The sequence below is a fragment of the Rhodococcus sp. JVH1 genome (assembly GCF_000280725.2).
Classification (GTDB): Bacteria; Actinomycetota; Actinomycetes; order Mycobacteriales; family Mycobacteriaceae; genus Rhodococcus_F; species Rhodococcus_F jostii_A.
In genome coordinates, this window is record NZ_CP166289.1 from 6144946 (window position 1) to 6160463 (window position 15518).

General features: G+C 67.6%; 19 protein-coding genes and 2 pseudogenes. 8 read left to right on the top strand and 13 right to left on the bottom strand.

From position 1 onward, the window contains the following. Positions 1-6 precede the first annotated feature (6 nt). Genes JVH1_RS28530 through JVH1_RS28540 form a run of 3 tightly spaced genes read left to right on the top strand, consistent with a single transcriptional unit; the run spans position 7 to position 2540 of the window. Positions 7-864 carry an ABC transporter permease gene (locus JVH1_RS28530; protein ID WP_009474453.1) on the top strand — a complete coding sequence of 286 codons (858 nt, stop codon included), beginning with the start codon at positions 7-9 and terminating at the stop codon, positions 862-864. After that, positions 854-1720 carry an ABC transporter ATP-binding protein gene (locus JVH1_RS28535; RefSeq protein WP_009474452.1) on the top strand — a complete coding sequence of 289 codons (867 nt, stop codon included), beginning with the start codon at positions 854-856 and terminating at the stop codon, positions 1718-1720. Before JVH1_RS28530 ends, JVH1_RS28535 begins: the two co-directional genes overlap by 11 nt. Further along, positions 1713-2540 carry an ABC transporter ATP-binding protein gene (locus tag JVH1_RS28540; RefSeq protein WP_009474451.1) on the top strand — a complete coding sequence of 276 codons (828 nt, stop codon included), beginning with the start codon at positions 1713-1715 and terminating at the stop codon, positions 2538-2540. Before JVH1_RS28535 ends, JVH1_RS28540 begins: the two co-directional genes overlap by 8 nt. A gap of 39 nt (positions 2541-2579) precedes the next feature. Here JVH1_RS28540 and JVH1_RS28545 read toward each other — a convergent pair whose 3' ends face one another. From JVH1_RS28545 to JVH1_RS28555, 3 genes are read right to left on the bottom strand one after another with little or no spacing between them, the layout of a single operon-like run. After that, on the bottom strand, positions 2580-3242 hold the full coding sequence (locus JVH1_RS28545; protein WP_005252476.1) for a methionine ABC transporter permease: 663 nt from the start codon (positions 3240-3242) through the stop codon (positions 2580-2582). Then, positions 3239-4261, bottom strand: a complete 1023-nt coding sequence (locus JVH1_RS28550; protein WP_009474450.1) for a methionine ABC transporter ATP-binding protein — start codon at positions 4259-4261, stop codon at positions 3239-3241. The genes JVH1_RS28545 and JVH1_RS28550 overlap by 4 nt, the downstream gene beginning before the upstream one ends. Then, positions 4262-5119 carry a MetQ/NlpA family ABC transporter substrate-binding protein gene (locus tag JVH1_RS28555; RefSeq protein ID WP_009474449.1) on the bottom strand — a complete coding sequence of 286 codons (858 nt, stop codon included), beginning with the start codon at positions 5117-5119 and terminating at the stop codon, positions 4262-4264. Positions 5120-5318: 199 nt separating this feature from the next. Between JVH1_RS28555 and JVH1_RS28560 the strand changes: the two genes are divergently transcribed. Then, complete coding sequence (locus tag JVH1_RS28560; RefSeq protein ID WP_029539406.1) at positions 5319-5828, top strand: NADPH-dependent FMN reductase; 510 nt, start codon at positions 5319-5321, stop codon at positions 5826-5828. Further along, positions 5825-6325, top strand: a complete 501-nt coding sequence (locus JVH1_RS28565; RefSeq protein ID WP_009474447.1) for a flavin reductase family protein — start codon at positions 5825-5827, stop codon at positions 6323-6325. The genes JVH1_RS28560 and JVH1_RS28565 overlap by 4 nt, the downstream gene beginning before the upstream one ends. Before the next feature lie 132 nt (positions 6326-6457). On the opposite strand, the pseudogene JVH1_RS28570 reads toward JVH1_RS28565, so the two are convergent. Then, positions 6458-6772: pseudogene (locus tag JVH1_RS28570) on the bottom strand (transposase); the annotation flags it as partial. A gap of 8 nt (positions 6773-6780) precedes the next feature. Here JVH1_RS28570 and JVH1_RS28575 point away from each other — a divergent pair. Further along, positions 6781-7479 (top strand): annotated as a pseudogene (locus tag JVH1_RS28575) (zinc ribbon domain-containing protein); the annotation flags it as partial. Between the two features lie 41 nt (positions 7480-7520). Here JVH1_RS28575 and JVH1_RS28580 read toward each other — a convergent pair. The 3 genes from JVH1_RS28580 to map all read right to left on the bottom strand — a co-directional run bounded on the left by JVH1_RS28580 (position 7521) and on the right by map (position 8973). Continuing rightward, positions 7521-7742, bottom strand: a complete 222-nt coding sequence (locus JVH1_RS28580; RefSeq protein WP_009474445.1) for a hypothetical protein — start codon at positions 7740-7742, stop codon at positions 7521-7523. Continuing rightward, positions 7658-8068, bottom strand: coding sequence for a DUF899 family protein (locus JVH1_RS28585; RefSeq protein ID WP_371113054.1), 411 nt, complete (start codon positions 8066-8068; stop codon positions 7658-7660). Before JVH1_RS28585 ends, JVH1_RS28580 begins: the two co-directional genes overlap by 85 nt. A gap of 116 nt (positions 8069-8184) precedes the next feature. After that, positions 8185-8973, bottom strand: coding sequence for a type I methionyl aminopeptidase (map, locus tag JVH1_RS28590; protein ID WP_009474443.1), 789 nt, complete (start codon positions 8971-8973; stop codon positions 8185-8187). 96 nt (positions 8974-9069) lie between these two features. Here map and JVH1_RS28595 point away from each other — a divergent pair, with 96 nt between their 5' ends. Further along, positions 9070-9336: a helix-turn-helix domain-containing protein gene (locus JVH1_RS28595; RefSeq protein WP_009474442.1), complete on the top strand. Its 267-nt coding sequence runs from the start codon at positions 9070-9072 to the stop codon at positions 9334-9336. Positions 9337-9361: 25 nt separating this feature from the next. On the opposite strand, the gene JVH1_RS28600 is transcribed toward JVH1_RS28595, so the two are convergent. Continuing rightward, positions 9362-9988, bottom strand: a complete 627-nt coding sequence (locus JVH1_RS28600; RefSeq protein WP_009474441.1) for a class I SAM-dependent methyltransferase — start codon at positions 9986-9988, stop codon at positions 9362-9364. Positions 9989-10051: 63 nt separating this feature from the next. Beyond that, entirely contained in the window at positions 10052-10960 is a 909-nt protein-coding gene (locus tag JVH1_RS28605; RefSeq protein WP_009474440.1) for an NADP-dependent oxidoreductase, read from the bottom strand. 113 nt (positions 10961-11073) lie between these two features. Between JVH1_RS28605 and JVH1_RS28610 the strand changes: the two genes are divergently transcribed. Next, positions 11074-11514, top strand: a complete 441-nt coding sequence (locus JVH1_RS28610) for a helix-turn-helix domain-containing protein (protein ID WP_009474439.1) — start codon at positions 11074-11076, stop codon at positions 11512-11514. A 10-nt stretch (positions 11515-11524) separates the two neighbouring features. Here the strand turns inward: JVH1_RS28610 and JVH1_RS28615 are convergent, their stop codons facing one another. From JVH1_RS28615 to JVH1_RS28630, 4 genes are read right to left on the bottom strand one after another with little or no spacing between them, the layout of a single operon-like run. After that, positions 11525-12799: an LLM class flavin-dependent oxidoreductase gene (locus tag JVH1_RS28615; RefSeq protein ID WP_009474438.1), complete on the bottom strand. Its 1275-nt coding sequence runs from the start codon at positions 12797-12799 to the stop codon at positions 11525-11527. Next, on the bottom strand, positions 12799-13725 hold the full coding sequence (locus JVH1_RS28620; RefSeq protein ID WP_009474437.1) for a MetQ/NlpA family ABC transporter substrate-binding protein: 927 nt from the start codon (positions 13723-13725) through the stop codon (positions 12799-12801). The genes JVH1_RS28615 and JVH1_RS28620 overlap by 1 nt, the downstream gene beginning before the upstream one ends. A gap of 39 nt (positions 13726-13764) precedes the next feature. Next, positions 13765-14457, bottom strand: a complete 693-nt coding sequence (locus tag JVH1_RS28625) for a methionine ABC transporter permease (RefSeq protein ID WP_009474436.1) — start codon at positions 14455-14457, stop codon at positions 13765-13767. Beyond that, complete coding sequence (locus tag JVH1_RS28630; protein WP_009474435.1) at positions 14454-15470, bottom strand: methionine ABC transporter ATP-binding protein; 1017 nt, start codon at positions 15468-15470, stop codon at positions 14454-14456. Before JVH1_RS28630 ends, JVH1_RS28625 begins: the two co-directional genes overlap by 4 nt. Positions 15471-15518 lie beyond the last annotated feature (48 nt).

Below are 15518 nucleotides of genomic sequence, written 5' to 3' on the forward strand. Positions count from 1 at the left end.
AATCCCATGCTCACAGCAATCCTGCGCTATCACTCCGCTCGCGCCGCGGTGGTCGTTCTCGGGCTGATCGTGGTGCTCGCGGTCTTCGGGCCCGCCCTCGCGCCGTTCGACCCGCTCGAGCAGGACACGTCGGCAATCCTGCAGGGCCCGAGCGGAACTCACTGGCTCGGGACGGACAACGTCGGACGGGACGTGTTCAGCCGGCTGCTGGCGGGTTCGACCGTGTCGGTGCTGTCCGCAGTGCAGTGCGTCGTGGTCGGATTCCTGCTCGGCGTCATCCCGGGCTTCCTGTCGGTGTACCTCGGGCGCGGCGTGGAATGGTTCACCCTCCGCTTGATGGATGCGCTCATCACGCTGCCGTTCCTCGTGTTCGCCGTCGCGATGACCGCGCTGCTCGGAAACGGGCTCGCGCAGGCGATGTTCGCGGTCGGCATCCTCATCGCCCCCGCGTTCTACCGGGTCACCCGTGCCGCGGCGCTGACGGTGGCGAACTCCCAGTACGTCGAGGCCGCCGAACTGATGGGGGCCGACACGTCCTGGATCATCCGTCGCCACGCAGTGCGTAAGGTGCTGCCGGCGGTGGGGGTGACGTTCGCGGCGATGACCGGAGCCAGCCTCGTCATCGTGTCTTCGCTGACGTTCCTCGGGATCGGCGTCGTTCCGCCGGACCCGACCTGGGGCGGACTCCTCGCCAGCGGATTGCAGTACCTCTACCAGGTTCCGTTCGGCCCGGTCGTGCCCGCCCTGTTGATCGTGGCCACCGTATGGGCACTCAACGCCATCGCCGACGCGGTGCGAGATGCGACCGGCCGACCCCAACGACGCGCCCGCAGGAAACAGGAGGTCACCTCGGATGTCCACTGACACACTGGATGCCACGTCGGCACCCGCAACCACGCGTCCCGGCACGCCGGTGCTCACCGTGAGCGATCTGCGCATCGCACTCGACGACGGAACCGAACTGGTCCAAGGCGTCGACTTCTCCCTCGCGCGCGGCGAAGCCCTCGGGATCGTCGGCGAATCGGGCAGCGGTAAGTCGCTGACCTGCCGGGCCATCCTCGGAATCCTGCCCGGCGGAATCGGCGTCACCGCAGGCTCGATCGATTTCGACGGCATCGAACTCACCGACCTCGGTCGCAAACACTGGCGGCCGCTGCGGGGTACCCGCATCTCGGCGGTGTTCCAGGACCCGGCGTCCTATCTGAACCCGTCCATCCGGGTCGGTGAACAACTGGCCGAGGCACTCCGGTCGACCCTCGGGCTGTCCCGCGCGGACGCCCGGCGGCGCGGCGTCGAACTGTTCCGGAAAATGGGGCTGAACGACGCCGACACCGTGTACCGCCAATACCCGCACGAACTGTCCGGGGGAATGCTCCAGCGGGTGCTCATCGCGATCGCGGTGTCCGCGGAACCGGAACTCCTGATAGCGGACGAGGCGACCACTGCCCTGGACGTCACCGTTCAGGCCGAGGTGCTCGACCTCCTCGAGGACCTGCGTGACGAACTGGGCCTCGCCCTCGTCCTCGTCTCCCACGACCTCGCCGTGGTGGCTCAGGTCTGCGACAGCGTGATCGTGATGCGGGACGGCGCCGTCGTCGAGTCCGGGCGTGCGAAGGACCTGCTCACGGCGCCGCGGCACGAGTACACCCGCCAACTCGTCGAGAACCATCGGGAGTACGGGCTCGAGTCGATCACCGGAAAAGAGGCGGCTCGTGTCTGAGTCGTTGCTGCGCATGACCGACGTCCGGGTGGAGCGCGGGCCCCGCGGGACCCGCAAGCAGATCCTGCACGGCGTCGACCTGACCATCGATGCCGGTGAGAAGGTGGGGCTCATCGGTGAAAGCGGGTCCGGGAAAACGACACTGGCCCGCACGATTCTCGGTCTGATCACTCCCACGTCGGGTTCGATCGAGATCCGCGGGCAGCGCGTCGACGACCTGTCCGCGGCGCACCGCAGGGCGCACCGCCGCACGGGGACCGTGCAATACGTGTTCCAGGATCCGCTGCTGAGCCTCGATCCGGACATTCCGGTGGGCGAGTCGATCGCCGAGGGACTGCTCGTGCGGGGCGCACTCGACCGGGGCGTCGTGCGGTCGCGGGTGGCGGCGGTACTGAGCAGTGTCGGACTCGACGCCGACATCGCGGCGCGGATTCCCGCCGACCTGTCGGGTGGGCAGCGCCAGCGGATCGCGATCGCGAGGGCCCTCGTCCTCGATCCGGCGCTGTTGCTGCTCGACGAACCGGTCAGCGCCCTCGACTCGGTCAACCGCATCCAGATCCTGAAGCTGCTCACCGAACTCGGGCACTCGCGGCAACTCGCTCAGCTGTTCATCTCGCACGACCTCGGGGCGGTCGCGGCGCTGGTCGACCGGATCGTCGTGCTGTACCGCGGAAACATCGTCGAGGACGGGCCCACCCATCAGGTGATCTCCGATCCCCAGCACCCGTACACGGCGCTCCTCGTCGGTTCGGCTCCTACGTTGAGCGGCGGCGCGGTGACGCGGGAACGTCGCCGCGAACTGAGGCTCCGCCTCCCGTGAGTACTTGTTAACCGCCCGCGGTTGACAAGTACTCACGGGTCAGCGGCGCAGCGCCTTTCGCGCCAGCCAGTTGCCGAAGAACTGGGAGGCCTGGACGAGCAGGATGATGACGAGGGTGGCGACGAGGGTCACCTGCCAGTTGAATCGCTGATAGCCGTAGACGATGGCGAAGTCGCCGAGCCCGCCGCCGCCGATCGTCCCCGCCATCGCGGACATGTCGACGATGCCGATGAGAACGAACGTATAGCCGAGGATCAACGGGCCCAGGGCTTCCGGGATCAGCAGGGTGACGATGATCCGCAGGGGTCCCGCGCCCATCGCGCGGGCAGCCTCGATCACGCCGGGGTCGACGGTCACCAGATTCTGTTCCACGATGCGTGCGATGGCGAACGACGACGCGATGATCATCACGAAGATCGCGGCCTCGGTTCCGATGGTCCGGCCCACCACGGCGAGGGTCACGGGCCCCAGTGCGGCGAGCAGAATGATGAACGGAATCGGCCGGACGATGTTCACCAGGATGTTCAGCACCGTGTAGGCGGCCGTGTTCTGGAGAATCCCGCCCTTCCGCGTGGCGTACAGCAGCGTGCCCACTACGAGCCCGATCAGCCCGCCGACCACCAGGGTGATCACCACCATGTAGATGGTGGTGCCGATGGATTCGAACAGTACGGGGCGCAGCTTGTCCCAGTTCGTGGTCATGCCTGTACTTCCTCGACGTCGGTGACGGTCCGCAACCGGCGGATCACGTCGTCGACGCCGTCGTCCGGACCGACGAGTTCGAGTGTGAGACTGCCGAACGAGCGGTCCTGCAGGGTGGTGATGCCGCCGTAGACGATCTCGAATCGCACGCCGTGCCCGCCCGCGTCGGAGAGGACGTCGCCGATCCGGCTGCCGTCCCGCACGTCGGCGGTGACGATCCGGCCACCGAAACGCGACCGCAGCCGTTCCAGGTCGGCGGTCTCCGGGCGGTTGCGCAGGATCGTGCTCACGAAGCTCTTCGACGCCGGCGCCTGGGGTTCGGAGAAGACGTCGAACACCGTGCCCAGTTCCACGACGCGACCCTCCGCCAGCACGGCGACACGATCCGCGACGGCCCGGACGACGTCCATCTCGTGCGTGATCACCACGATGGTGACCCCGAGTTCCCGGTTCACCTTGCGGAGCAGGCGGAGTACGTCCTGTGTGGTCTCCGGGTCCAGGGCGCTGGTGGACTCGTCGGCGAGCAGCAGGTCCGGCGACGTCGCGAGCGCGCGGGCGATCCCGACACGCTGCTTCTGTCCGCCGGACAGCTGGTCGGGGTAGGCCCGCGCCTTGTCGGAGAGGCCCACGAACTCGAGGAGTGCGGCGACGCGCTCGCGGCGCTTCTGTCGTGGCCAGCCGGCCACGACGAGGGGGTAGGCGACGTTCCCGGCGACGGTCCGCGAGCGGAACAGGTTGAACTGCTGGAAGATCATTCCGATCTTCGCGCGCACGTGCCGGAGTTTCGATTCCGACAGCGCGGTGATGTCGACGTCGTCGACGACGACGCGCCCGCTCGTCGGGCGTTCCAGGCCGTTGATCAGCCGAACCAGCGTGCTCTTCCCGGCCCCCGAGTAGCCGATGACCCCGAAGATCTCACCCCTCTCGATGGTGAGATCAACGGCGTCGACAGCGGTGAGCGTCTTCTTTCCCGAAGAGAAGGTTTTCGTGACGGATTCGAATCGGACGATCGGTGTCATCTACTTGGCCGAACGGATTCCCTCTTCGACCCGCGACAGGATCTGCTGCAGTTGGGCGCCGTCGCGTTCCACCTCGACGGACGTTCCCTTCGACTCCTCGCGCACGGCGGCCTGGATCTCGGGGTCGTGCCAGATCTTCACGAGTTCGAGGTACGTCGCGTTGTCCTTGTCCTCGGCGCGGGTGACGAACGTGTTGATGTACGGCTCGGCGGCCGGGCTGGACGGGTCGTCCTTGTAGAGAGCCGATTGGGGGTCGATGCCCGAACGCTCGAGGAACGTGTTGTTGACGATCGCGCCGTCGACGGATGCGAGCGACAGCGCCGTCTGGGCGGCGTCGACCGGGGTCACCTTCACCTTGGACGCAGCCGTGTCGATGTCGGCGGGAGTGGGGGACGGGTTGTCGCCGGTCAGCGCGAGCAGGCCGGCGCCCTTCAGCACGAACAGGGCACGAGCCTGGTTGCTGGGGTCGTTGGGGATCGCGATCTCGCCGCCCTGCGGAATGTCGGCGAGGCTCTGGTGCTTCTGCGAGTACAGACCGAGCGGCACGATCTGGGTGAGGTCGTCGTCCGCGCCGGTGTTGTACTCGCCGAGGAACTGCAGGTGCTGGAAGAGATTGGCGTCGATCTGCCCCTGCGACAGGGCGATGTTCGGCTGCGAGTAGTCGGAGAAGTTCACGACGTCGAGCGTGATACCCGCGTCCTTCGCCTTGTCCTCGAAGATCTCCCACGAGCGGTCACTGGCCTCGGTGGTTCCGATCCGGACCGTGTCGCCGTCGGCGCTGCCGGATCCACCGGAGCACGCTGTCAGTGCCGCCAGGAGTGGAACGGCGGCAAGGGCGAGAGAACGGCTGAACTTCACGGAAAATCCCCACGATCGATCGGATGACCACGGAGTGTGGCCACTGGCAAGGTAGCGCCTCCGGGAGTTGCGCGGAATGGTTTGGATCGCCGTGATTCGAACGGTCGTGTCGCGACTTCCGTTCCTGCCCTACAGTATTCGACCGGAACCACCAAGTGCTCTAGGGTGGCGGGGTAGACACGCGAGAGGTGATGAAGCAATGAAGGTAACGGTAGTGGCGGGCAATCCCAAGCCCGGTTCACGGACGCTGGACGCAGCCGGTCTGGTCGCGACCGCGGTCACGGGTGCCGCCGCGGATTCCACGGTCGACGTGATCGAACTCGGTGCGGGTCTGCTCGGATGGGGTGACGACAAGGTCGCGGCGGCCGTGGAGACGGTGGCGTCGTCGGACCTCGTCGTGTTCGCCAGCCCGACGTTCAAGGCGTCGTACACCGGCGTGCTGAAGCTGTTCCTCGACCAGTTCGCGACCGGAGACGGCCTGAAGGACGTCGTGGTGGTGCCGCTGATGCTCGGGGCCGGGCCTGCGCACGCCATGGCGCCGGACCTGCTGCTCAAGCCGGTGCTCGTCGAACTCGGCGCAACGGCCCCCGCTCCCGGTTTGTACCTCATCGACACCACCTACACGACCGACACGCGCATCGCCGACTACGCCGAGCGGTGGGGTTCGATCCTCACCGCGGCGGCCCGGACCCGGACGGAACTCTCATGACGCAGGCAGACGGCACACTGGACAAGACTTCGCTCCGGGAGGCGTTCGGACATTTCCCGAGCGGCGTCGTCGCCGTCTGCGCCGAAGTCGACGGTGAGCGCGTCGGGATGGCGGCGAGCACGTTCGTGCCCGTGTCGCTGGAGCCGCCGCTGGTCGCGTTCTGCGTGCAGAACACGTCCACCACGTGGCCGAAACTCGAGCGCCTCGCCCACGTCGGGATCAGCGTGCTCGGTGAGGCGCACGACGCCGCCGCCCGTGTGCTGGCCGCGAAGACCGGCGACCGGTTCGCGGGCCTCGACACCGAAACCACCGACGGCGGAGCGCTGTTCATCGGCGGAGCGTCGGTGTGGTTGGACACCACCGTCACCCAGCAGGTGCCCGCGGGAGATCACGCTATCGTGGTCCTGCGGATCAACGAACTGAGGGTGCAGTCGGAGATCGAGCCGATCGTGTTCCACCGCAGCCGGTTCCGCTGGTTGCGCACCGTCGCGTCCTGACACGGGGCGAGATGACCACTGAACTGACGGCGCCGGCCGATACGGACGTTCATCCCCTGGACGACGCCATCCGTGAATCCCTTCGCGGAGCGCACGCGCATTTCGCCAAATGGTCCGGCAGGGTGGCGCGGTACCGACAGCGGTTCGGTGCCCGTCGAGGACGGCGATCTTCGCGTCGAGTTGTGCTCGGACCTCGGGGGGGGGTGCGGTCGCGGCCAGCTGGGTCAAGCGAGCAGCTTTGCGGTGCAGCAGTTGACCTTCGGTCTGTAGGCGGGCCAGCTTGATCCCGAGGCCTCGGTCGTCGTAGGTCCAGCCCCGGTAATTCGACGACAACCCGGCCGGGTCCTCTGCCACGATGGCAGCGGCACCGAGTGTGGACGGGGACCAGTCCACGCCCACCGCCGTCGTTCCCGATCTCATATCCGCGGCGGGGACCGTGTCGGTGGCGGTGAGGTGTGCGAGTCAAACGGGGAAAGATCAACCGGGAACTGGCGTTTCACTTCGGCCGCCAGGTCACCGACTACGCCGCCGCGGCGGGGGCGACGGTGATCGCGGTGGAAGACCTCACCACCCTCGAAACCCGCGGGCACGGGCGTGTGAACAACAATCGGGCAGCGCAATCAGCCCGCCGCAAAGCCGTCGACGCTCTCACCCATACCGTCGCCGGTGTCGGTGTGACGGTGGTGTCCGTGCCCGCACGCGGATCCTCGGCGTTGTGTCCGGGCTGCGACGAACCGCTCACGCGGCCGGGTGGTTACCACCGGGCCTGGTGTGTGCGGTGCACAGTCGGCGGAAATCGTGACCATGTGGCGGCCGTGAACCTGGCCAAACGGGCATTGCTGGGGCGCGGACAAGTCATTCGGAAGCGCGGGGCGAATCCGCAGATCCGGGTGATCGAGCATGCGCCGGTGCGCCGATGCCGCGACAAGAAGAGTCCCACTCCGAGCCGGCCGCGGCATCGCCGTGTCCGTCGTAGTGCTCCCGCCGCGACACCGCCGGTGGGGGTGAACCAGATAAAGATTGTTCCTGCGCCACAAGCGTCGGTGTGGGACACGGTAGAACCCGCAACACCGCAGCGAGTTACGGGTAGCCGTGAAGTACATACATCTCCCACGCCAGCCACGTCAGTGGTAGGAAGTATGAGATCTATGTAGACGCTTGGTGGGAGGATCTGCCGGTCGCCGACCTCCGGGAATTACCCGGCGATCAGCTCCCGCCAGAGCGCCTCGTCGAACTTGCCGCCCTTGCCGGGCGTCAGTCCGGCCGCCAACGCGGGTGCCAGGTATTCCGGATGGTCTTGCGGTCGATTCCCAGGGCCGTCGAGATCTGCAGCTAGGACCGGCCGGCATGCCAGTGCCGGAACAACTCCATCAGATCGGTCATCGTCCACGTTCTCCTTGCAGAACGTCTCGAACACCCTGTTGTCCTGTCGCAGATATCCCCAGGTTCAGGGGTTCCGTTGAAGAATGTGCAGCCCTCACATTGTTCGGCCGCGTGGTGGCCGGCGTGCCACATGTGGAAGTACGCGATCAACTGGCTGCGGCCCTCGAACACGTCCAGCAGCGGGACCGGCCCGTGCGGGCCGACTAGACCGGTGGCGGGGTCCAGGATCGCGATCTGCGGCCAGTCCGTGCTCGCCGCGTCGGTCTGGAACCGATGGCTCCGACGTACGGGTTGCTCGACATGACCGCGTACGGCCGTCAGGAAACGTGGGAGGACTCGCCGAGCGGTTGGCCCCAGCATTGGGAGCCCGGCACGAGGGAAATCATGCGCACCGACGGACGGCCCACAGCGCAATGGTCCCGCTGGAATCCGGACGCTCCGACGACCTCGGCGCCACCGGGCGCTGACGCCACTGATCACAGTGCAGATGCCGCGACGTGTTCGCGGCGCGTCAGCACGAGCGCCGGGCCGTCGGTGATCGCGATGGTGTGTTCGCTGTGCGAGGTGCGCGATCCATCCGCCGAGCGGATGGTCCACCCGTCGGGGTCGTAGACGATCTTGTCCGTGCCGGCGGCGAACCACGGTTCGAGGGCGAGCGTCAGCCCCGGGCGCAGTGTGAGTCCCCGGCCTGCCCGTCCGGTGTTCGACACGTGCGGATCCTCGTGCATGGTTCGCCCGAGCCCGTGACCACCGAACTCGGTGTTGACCGGGTACCCGTACTCGGCGGCGACCGCGCCGATCGCGGCAGAGATATCGCCCAGCCGGTTGCCGGGTACCGCGGCGGCGATGCCGGCTGTCAGGGCCTTCTCGGTGGCTGCGATGAGGCGTTCGTCCTCGGGTCGTGGATCACCGACGATGATGCTGCGGGCACAATCGGCGACCCACCCGTCGATGGACACGGCGATATCCATGCTCAGCAGGTCCCCGTTCTGCAGCACGTAATCGTGCGGCAGGCCGTGGAGTACAGCGTCGTTGACCGACAGGCAGATGACGTTGCGGAACGGTCCGCGCCCGAACGACGGCGCGTAGTCCCAGTAGCACGACGTCGCGCCGCGCTGGGCGATCAACTGGCGGGCGCGTTCTTCGAGCTCGAGCAGATTCACACCCGGGCCCGCGCGGTGTTCGAGATCGTCGAGCAACTCGGCGATGAACGTGCCGGTGACGTCCATCGCAGCGATCTCCCGTGGTGTTTTCAGTTCCAGCACCAACTACTCCTCCTGATAGGCCAAAAATCGGTATTAAAATACCACTCTAGACGGTGTGTAGGTATTTTCATACCGCTGCGGAGTTAGACTGCTCGCATGGTGCGTCTTCCTCTGACTCCGGAACAGCTGGCCGCAGGTAAGCGCCTCGGTCTTCAGCTACGGCAGGCGCGCGGTGATCGCACCCTCGCCGAGGTTGCGCAGGAGGCGGGGATCTCCCCGGAGACTCTGCGCAAGATCGAGACCGGGCGGATGGCGACACCCGCATTCACGACCGTCGCGGCCCTCGCCCGGGTGCTTCCCCTGTCGCTCGACGAGCTTGCCGACATCTGCCTTGCCCGTACCGGCCTCCGGCAAACCGGGTAGCAATTCTCCAGTCCGAGAAGGGGTCTCACAGGGTGTGCTGCCGGAGTGCGGTGATTGCGCCGTGCGGCCTGTGGCCGCTCCCCGTTCGTGTATGGGTCTCGATCACCTCGAAGCCGGCCGTGACCAACTCCTGGCCGAGTTCCGCCACCGGCCACCGATAGGCAGTGGTCACGGCGTGGTCGAAAGCCTCTACGGTTGCTCCTTCGAAGAAGCCCACCAACAGCCCGCCGCCCGGCCGAATCACGCGCGCGAACTCGGCGAGCGGAGTCCGGATGTCCTGCGGACTGTGGTGAATGAGCGAGTACCACGACAGCACACCACCGAGTGATTCGTCCGCGGCGTCCACTGTCTCGAAGCCGCCGATGTCGAAGGAGAGGTCGGGATACTGCAGGCGAGCTCGTTCGACGAACTCGGGAACCAGATCGATCCCGCTCGCCGCCAGTCCGCACTCGGCCAAGAAGTCCGTCCACTGCCCCGGACCACACCCGGCGTCGAGGACGGGACCTGTCAGGGTGGCGGCCCAGCTGCTCGCCAGGGCCCGATCGGAGGGGTGTGTCGAAGTCATGGAGCCGAAGAGGTCCGTGTACTCCTGGGCTCTGGCCGAGTAGGACTCGCGGACGGTGCCGCATGGTGCGGCGCTCGTGTTCTCCATGCCGTCAATCATTGCGGAAAGTCGAGCGCCATCCCTGGAACGTTGCGGCCGGGATGGCGAAGATCAGGGCTGAAGGACGTACTTCCCGCGTACGCCGCCCCGCGCGACCGCGTGGTGGGCGTCGGCCACCCGATCGAGCGGTACGACGGCGTGCACCCGCGCCGGCAGGTGGCCGCTCGCGGTGGAGTCGAGGAGCTGGGCGAGCCGGGCACCGTCGGGCTGCGCCACCAGCACCCGGACGGTGACGCCGCGTTCCTCGGCCGGCGCCGCGCCCGGCTGCACGCCGACGAAGAGGCCGCCGTCGCGAACCAGTGTGAGGCCCTGTTCCTGGAGTGCGGCGCAGTCGGCTACCGCGTCCCAGGCGCGCGCTGTCTGCGTGGTGAAGTCGGCACCGAGGCCGCGCACGAATTTCTCGTCTTCGGCGCGGGCGAGTCCCGTGACCCGCCAGTCGCGGTCCTGGGCGAGCGTCACGACGTACGCCCCGACCGCTCCCGCGGCCCCGGTCACCAGCAGGCTCCGGCCGCCACCGTCACCGAGCAGATCGACCAGCTGGTCTGCAGCGAGGCCGTTGAGCGGAACCGTTGCGGCGGTGGCCAGGTCGAGGCCGTCCGGCACGGGAGCGGTGTCGCTCGCCGCGACGATCAGCTGCTCGGCGTACGTGCCGAAGTCGCGGTCGAACCCGGCGACCAGCCCCGCGACGCGGCCGCCGACCGGGATGTCCACGTCCGGACCAGCCGCGGTGACGGTTCCGGCGAAGTCCCAGCCCAGGCCGGTGTGGTCGGGTTGGTCGATCAGCCCGAGCCGGTGGAACACCCCGGCGGTCAGCGCCAGGTCGACGGGGTTGACCGCGGCCCCCGCGATCTCGACCCGGACCTGGCCCGGCCCGGGCTCGACGACGGGTACGTCGATGATCTCGATGGAGTCGGGACCGCCGGGGGTGCGGACGATGGCGGTGCGGAAGGTGGTGGACATGTTGCCTCCTGTGGACCCGGATTGGTGCTGCATCTCCACGATGGAGGGGTTACTCTCCAATGGGAAGTACGCACTTCAGAGTGCGTATGTCACCGCACGGGAAGGAGCGGTCGATGCCGACAACGACGGCGGCCCAGGAGCGGGCGCACGCGAAGGTGGAGTACGAGGCGTTCCTGGCGACCTGTCCCAGCCGCCAGCTCCTCGACCGGATTTCCGACAAGTGGGTGACGCTGGTCCTGGCCGCGCTGGGCAGCGACGGCCCACACCCGGGCGAAGACTGCGCCGGCGAGCCGCGGCGGATGCGTTACTCGGAGCTGTCCCGCCGGCTGGCCGGAGTCAGCCAGAAGATGCTCACCCAGACGCTGCGCTCCCTCGAACGCGACGGCCTGCTCACCCGCACGGTGACGCCGACCGTGCCTGTCACGGTCACCTACGAGCTGACCGACCTCGGGCTCTCGCTCCACTCCGTCATCCGCGGGATCAAGGCGTGGGCGGAGGCGCATATGGACGAGGTGCTCGCCAACAGAAACACGTACGACACCCGCGTCGGCTAGCGCGCTGAACCTAACCGCTCACGGGGAGCGGAGCACCCTCGAAGCGTTCGCGGAGGGTGGATTCGGCGTACTCGTACCGGAAGATCCCCTTCGCGCGGAGGATCGGCACGACGTGATCGACGAAATCGGTGAGCCCGGAGGGAAATCCGTCCGGCATCAGGTTGAATCCGTCCGCCGCGCGCGCCAGGAACCATTCCTCGATGGTGTCGGCGATCTGTTCGGGTGAGCCGACGACCAGCCGGTGGCCGAAGCCGCCCGCCTTGCGAAGCAGTTCGGTCACCGAGTACCGGCTCTCGAGTGCCAGCCGCACGACGGCCTCCCGGAACCCGAGCGAGCCGGAGAACGACGGATCGACCGGGGCGAGGAGCAACTCCTGCGGGATCGGCCGGTCCGGGTCGAGCGAGCTCAGGTCGACGCCGAGCATGCCGCCGAGCCGTTCGGCGGAGAAACCGTCGGCGGTCTTGGATTCCCAGTCCTCGTACCGGGCGATCGCCTCGGTCTCGGTGCTACCCACCACCGTGACGAGCCCGGGAAGGATCTTCACCGCCTGGGGATCCCGACCGGCTGCGCGGGCGACATCCTTCACGTCCCGGTAGTGCTGACGCCCGGCGTCGAGCGTGAGCTCCGCCGAGAACACCGCGTCGGCGCTGCGTCCTGCCAGGGCGCGGCCCTGCGGGGAGCCGCCGGCCTGCACGAGCAGGGGGTGGCCCTGCGGCGACGGCGGCACGGGCAGTGCGCCGTGAACGTGGAAGTACTCCCCGTCGTGGTGCACCGGGACCCGGGTCGTCGCCGATTCCCACAGCGCGGTGACGACGTCCACGAACTCCGTGGCCCGGCGATACCGCGACTCGCGGTCGGGAATCCGGGAGAGACCGAAGTTGTGGGCGGTCCCGGCGTGGAACGTGGTCACCACATTCCACGCCACCCGTCCGCCGGACACGACGTCGAGGGAGAGGAATCGGTCCGCCAGATCGAACGGATCGTTGAACGTCGTCGACGCCGTGCCGATCAGCCCGAGGTGTTCCGTCGCGCTCGCCACCACCCCGAGCACGGTGGTGGGTTCGAGGGCCCGCGTCGGCTTGACGGCGGGATCCTCGCGGAGCGCAGGACCGTCCGCGAGGAACAGCGCGTCGAGGGTGCCGCGCTCGGCGATTTTCGCGACCTCGGTGTAGTAGTCCGGGTCGATGAACGACGTCGGGTGCAGGTCTGGAGCCCGCCACGCGGACGGGTGGAAACCCACGTCCAGCACGTTGACGTTGAGGATGACCTCTCGTTGCGCGGGCATCAGCCGGCCGGCTTCGCGGCCGCGCCGTCGACGTTGGTCTGGCTGCGGTCGGTGGCTCGCGCCGATTCGATGCTCTGCGCCACCCGGGAGAAGAACGGGTCGCTGTCGATGAGCTGGCCGATCCGCGGGTCGTGGTAGGTGTCGAGCAGCGGCGCGAAGTCGGGGTTGTCCTTGTTCTTCTCGTTGATGACGACCTCGATCCAGTACAACTCGTACGCGGGGGCGTTGAAGACGATCTTGTCGTCGGGGACGTCGGCGAGGTCGAAGTTGGACCGCCAGCCCAGTGCCAGGTCGACGTCGGGCAGCGTGCGCGGCAACTGCGCAAGCGCGGCCTCGGTGAACTCGAACGACTTCGGGTTGTCCTTCACGTCGCGGATGGTCACGCGCGACGGGTCGACACCGTCCTTCAGGGTCAGCTGGCCGAGGTCCTGCAGGGTCTGCAGTGCCTGCGCCTGATTCGACGGGTCGTCGGGGATGGCGACCTTCGCGCCCTTCGGGAGATCCTCGAGCTTGCCGTACTTCTCGGAATATCCCGAGAACTCGAGGACGTACCAGTCTCCGGCCGCATACAGTCCGAGGTTGCCGTCCTCGTTCTGCACGCGCATCCACTCCTGATGCTGGCTGTGGTTGGCGTCGATGTCGCCCTGGGAGACCGCGAGATTCTTGAGCTTCGAATCCTCGATCTGCACGGGTTCGACGGTGATGCCGTGGTCGGGGGCGAGTTTCGCGACTTCCTTGGCGAGCTTCTCGTCCAGGATCGATCCGGCGGTGTATCCGATCTTGAACGTGGTCTGCGGGCCGTCACCCTCGGTTCGGTCGTTGCCCCCGGCCGCGCCGCACGCGGTGAGGAGGAGAAGCAGGGTGGCCGTCAGTCCGCCTGCCGCCACAGCACGGGCGCGCGTCACCGAGCGGGGTCGAGTCGTCATGAGTGTTGTCCTCTGATCTTAGTGAATGTGAAGGAAGGCTCAGCGCCGGTTGGTGAGGCGGGCGGCCAGATCGCCGACGAGCTGGATGACCTGGACCAGTACCACGAGAGCGATGACCGTCGTGATCATCACGGTGTTGTCGAATCGGTTGTAGCCGTAGGCGATGGCGAGGTTGCCGATGCCGCCTGCGCCCACTGCTCCCGCGATCGCCGACATGTCGAGGATGCCGATCAGCGCGATGGTCAGAGCGCCGATGATGGTCGGAACCGCCTCGTGGAGTTGCACTTTGCGGATGATCTGAAAATTCGACCCGGCCGAGGCCCGGCCCACTTCCACCACGTCGGGGGGAACGTCCCGCAGCGAATTCTCGATCAACCGCGCGACGTACGGTGTCGCGGCCAGCGTCATCGGAACCGCCGCCGCCTGCACCCCGAGCGAGGTGCCGACGACGAACCGGGTGAACGGAATGATGGCGGCCATCAGCACCAGGAAGGGTAATGATCGACCGAGGTTGACCACCCAGCCCGCCACCGCGTTGACCGCCGGGTTGGGGAACAGCCCGCGGGGAGCGGTGTTGTGCAGGATGACCGCCAGCGGAGTGCCCAGCAGGATCGCCAGGATCACCGTGATCCCGACCATCTGCACGGTCTGCTGCAGGGCGGGGAGGAACAGCTCGGGAAGTTCCTCGACCGGAGTCGAGATGGCGAGAACGACACTGCCCGGGGCGCTCATGCCGCGGCCTCCTCGGTGGTGCGCGCGGATGCGTCGTCGTCGACCCGGGTTCCGTGCAGGCCCCACGACGACAGCAGGTCGCCGACGGACGGATGATCACCGGCCACCGAGATGGTGACCCGCCCCGCCGGTTGCCCGCCGACCGATTCCACGGTCCCGGACAGCACGCCGATCGACCGGCCTGTGGCCTTGCCGAGAAGCTCGATCCAGTTGGTGGGGACGGTGTCGGAGCCGTAGGTGACGTGCCAGAGCACGTCCCGGTCCTCCGCGGTGATGTGGGAACGATCGGGGAGGAGTCCGACGCCGAGTTCGGAGTGCGGATCGCGGAGGAGTTCGATCACCGGGCCCGATTCCACCACCCGCCCCGCGTCGAGGACGGTGACGACGTCCGCGACCTGCCGGACGACATCCATCTCGTGGGTGATCAGCACGATCGTCAGCCCGAGGTCGTCGCGCAGTTCGCGTAGCAACGCGAGGATGGATCGCGTGGTATTGGGATCGAGCCCCGACGTCGCCTCGTCCGACACCAGGACCTTCGGAGCGAGTGCCAGCGAGCGGGCAATCCCCACCCGTTGCCGCTGCCCGCCGGACAGCTGCCGGGGGTAGAGGTCGGCCTTGTCGGACAATCCCACCCGCTCGAGCAGTTCCGCCACCCGTGCCCGCCGCTCGGAGCGGCCCACACCGGCGAATTCGAGAGGCAGGGCCACATTCTCGGCCGCCGTGCGACGGGCGAGGAGGCTCGACGCCTGGAAGATCGTGCCGATCGCGCGACGCTGATCCCGGAGCCGGCGTTCGGACAGTCCCGAGACGTCGGTGCCGTCGAGCAGAATGCGACCCTCGGACGGGCGCTCCAGGAGGCTGATGATGCGCGACAGCGTGGTCTTGCCCGCACCGCTCTGGCCGATCACCGCCGCGATCTGGCCGGTGCCGACGGAGAAGTCGATGTCGTGGAGCACTTCGACGGAACGGGATCCCTTCCCGAATCGTTTCGTGACGGAACGGACTTCGATCATGCTGAACCACCTGTGTCGGATGACGGCACCTCGGGTCGGCCGTCGGGA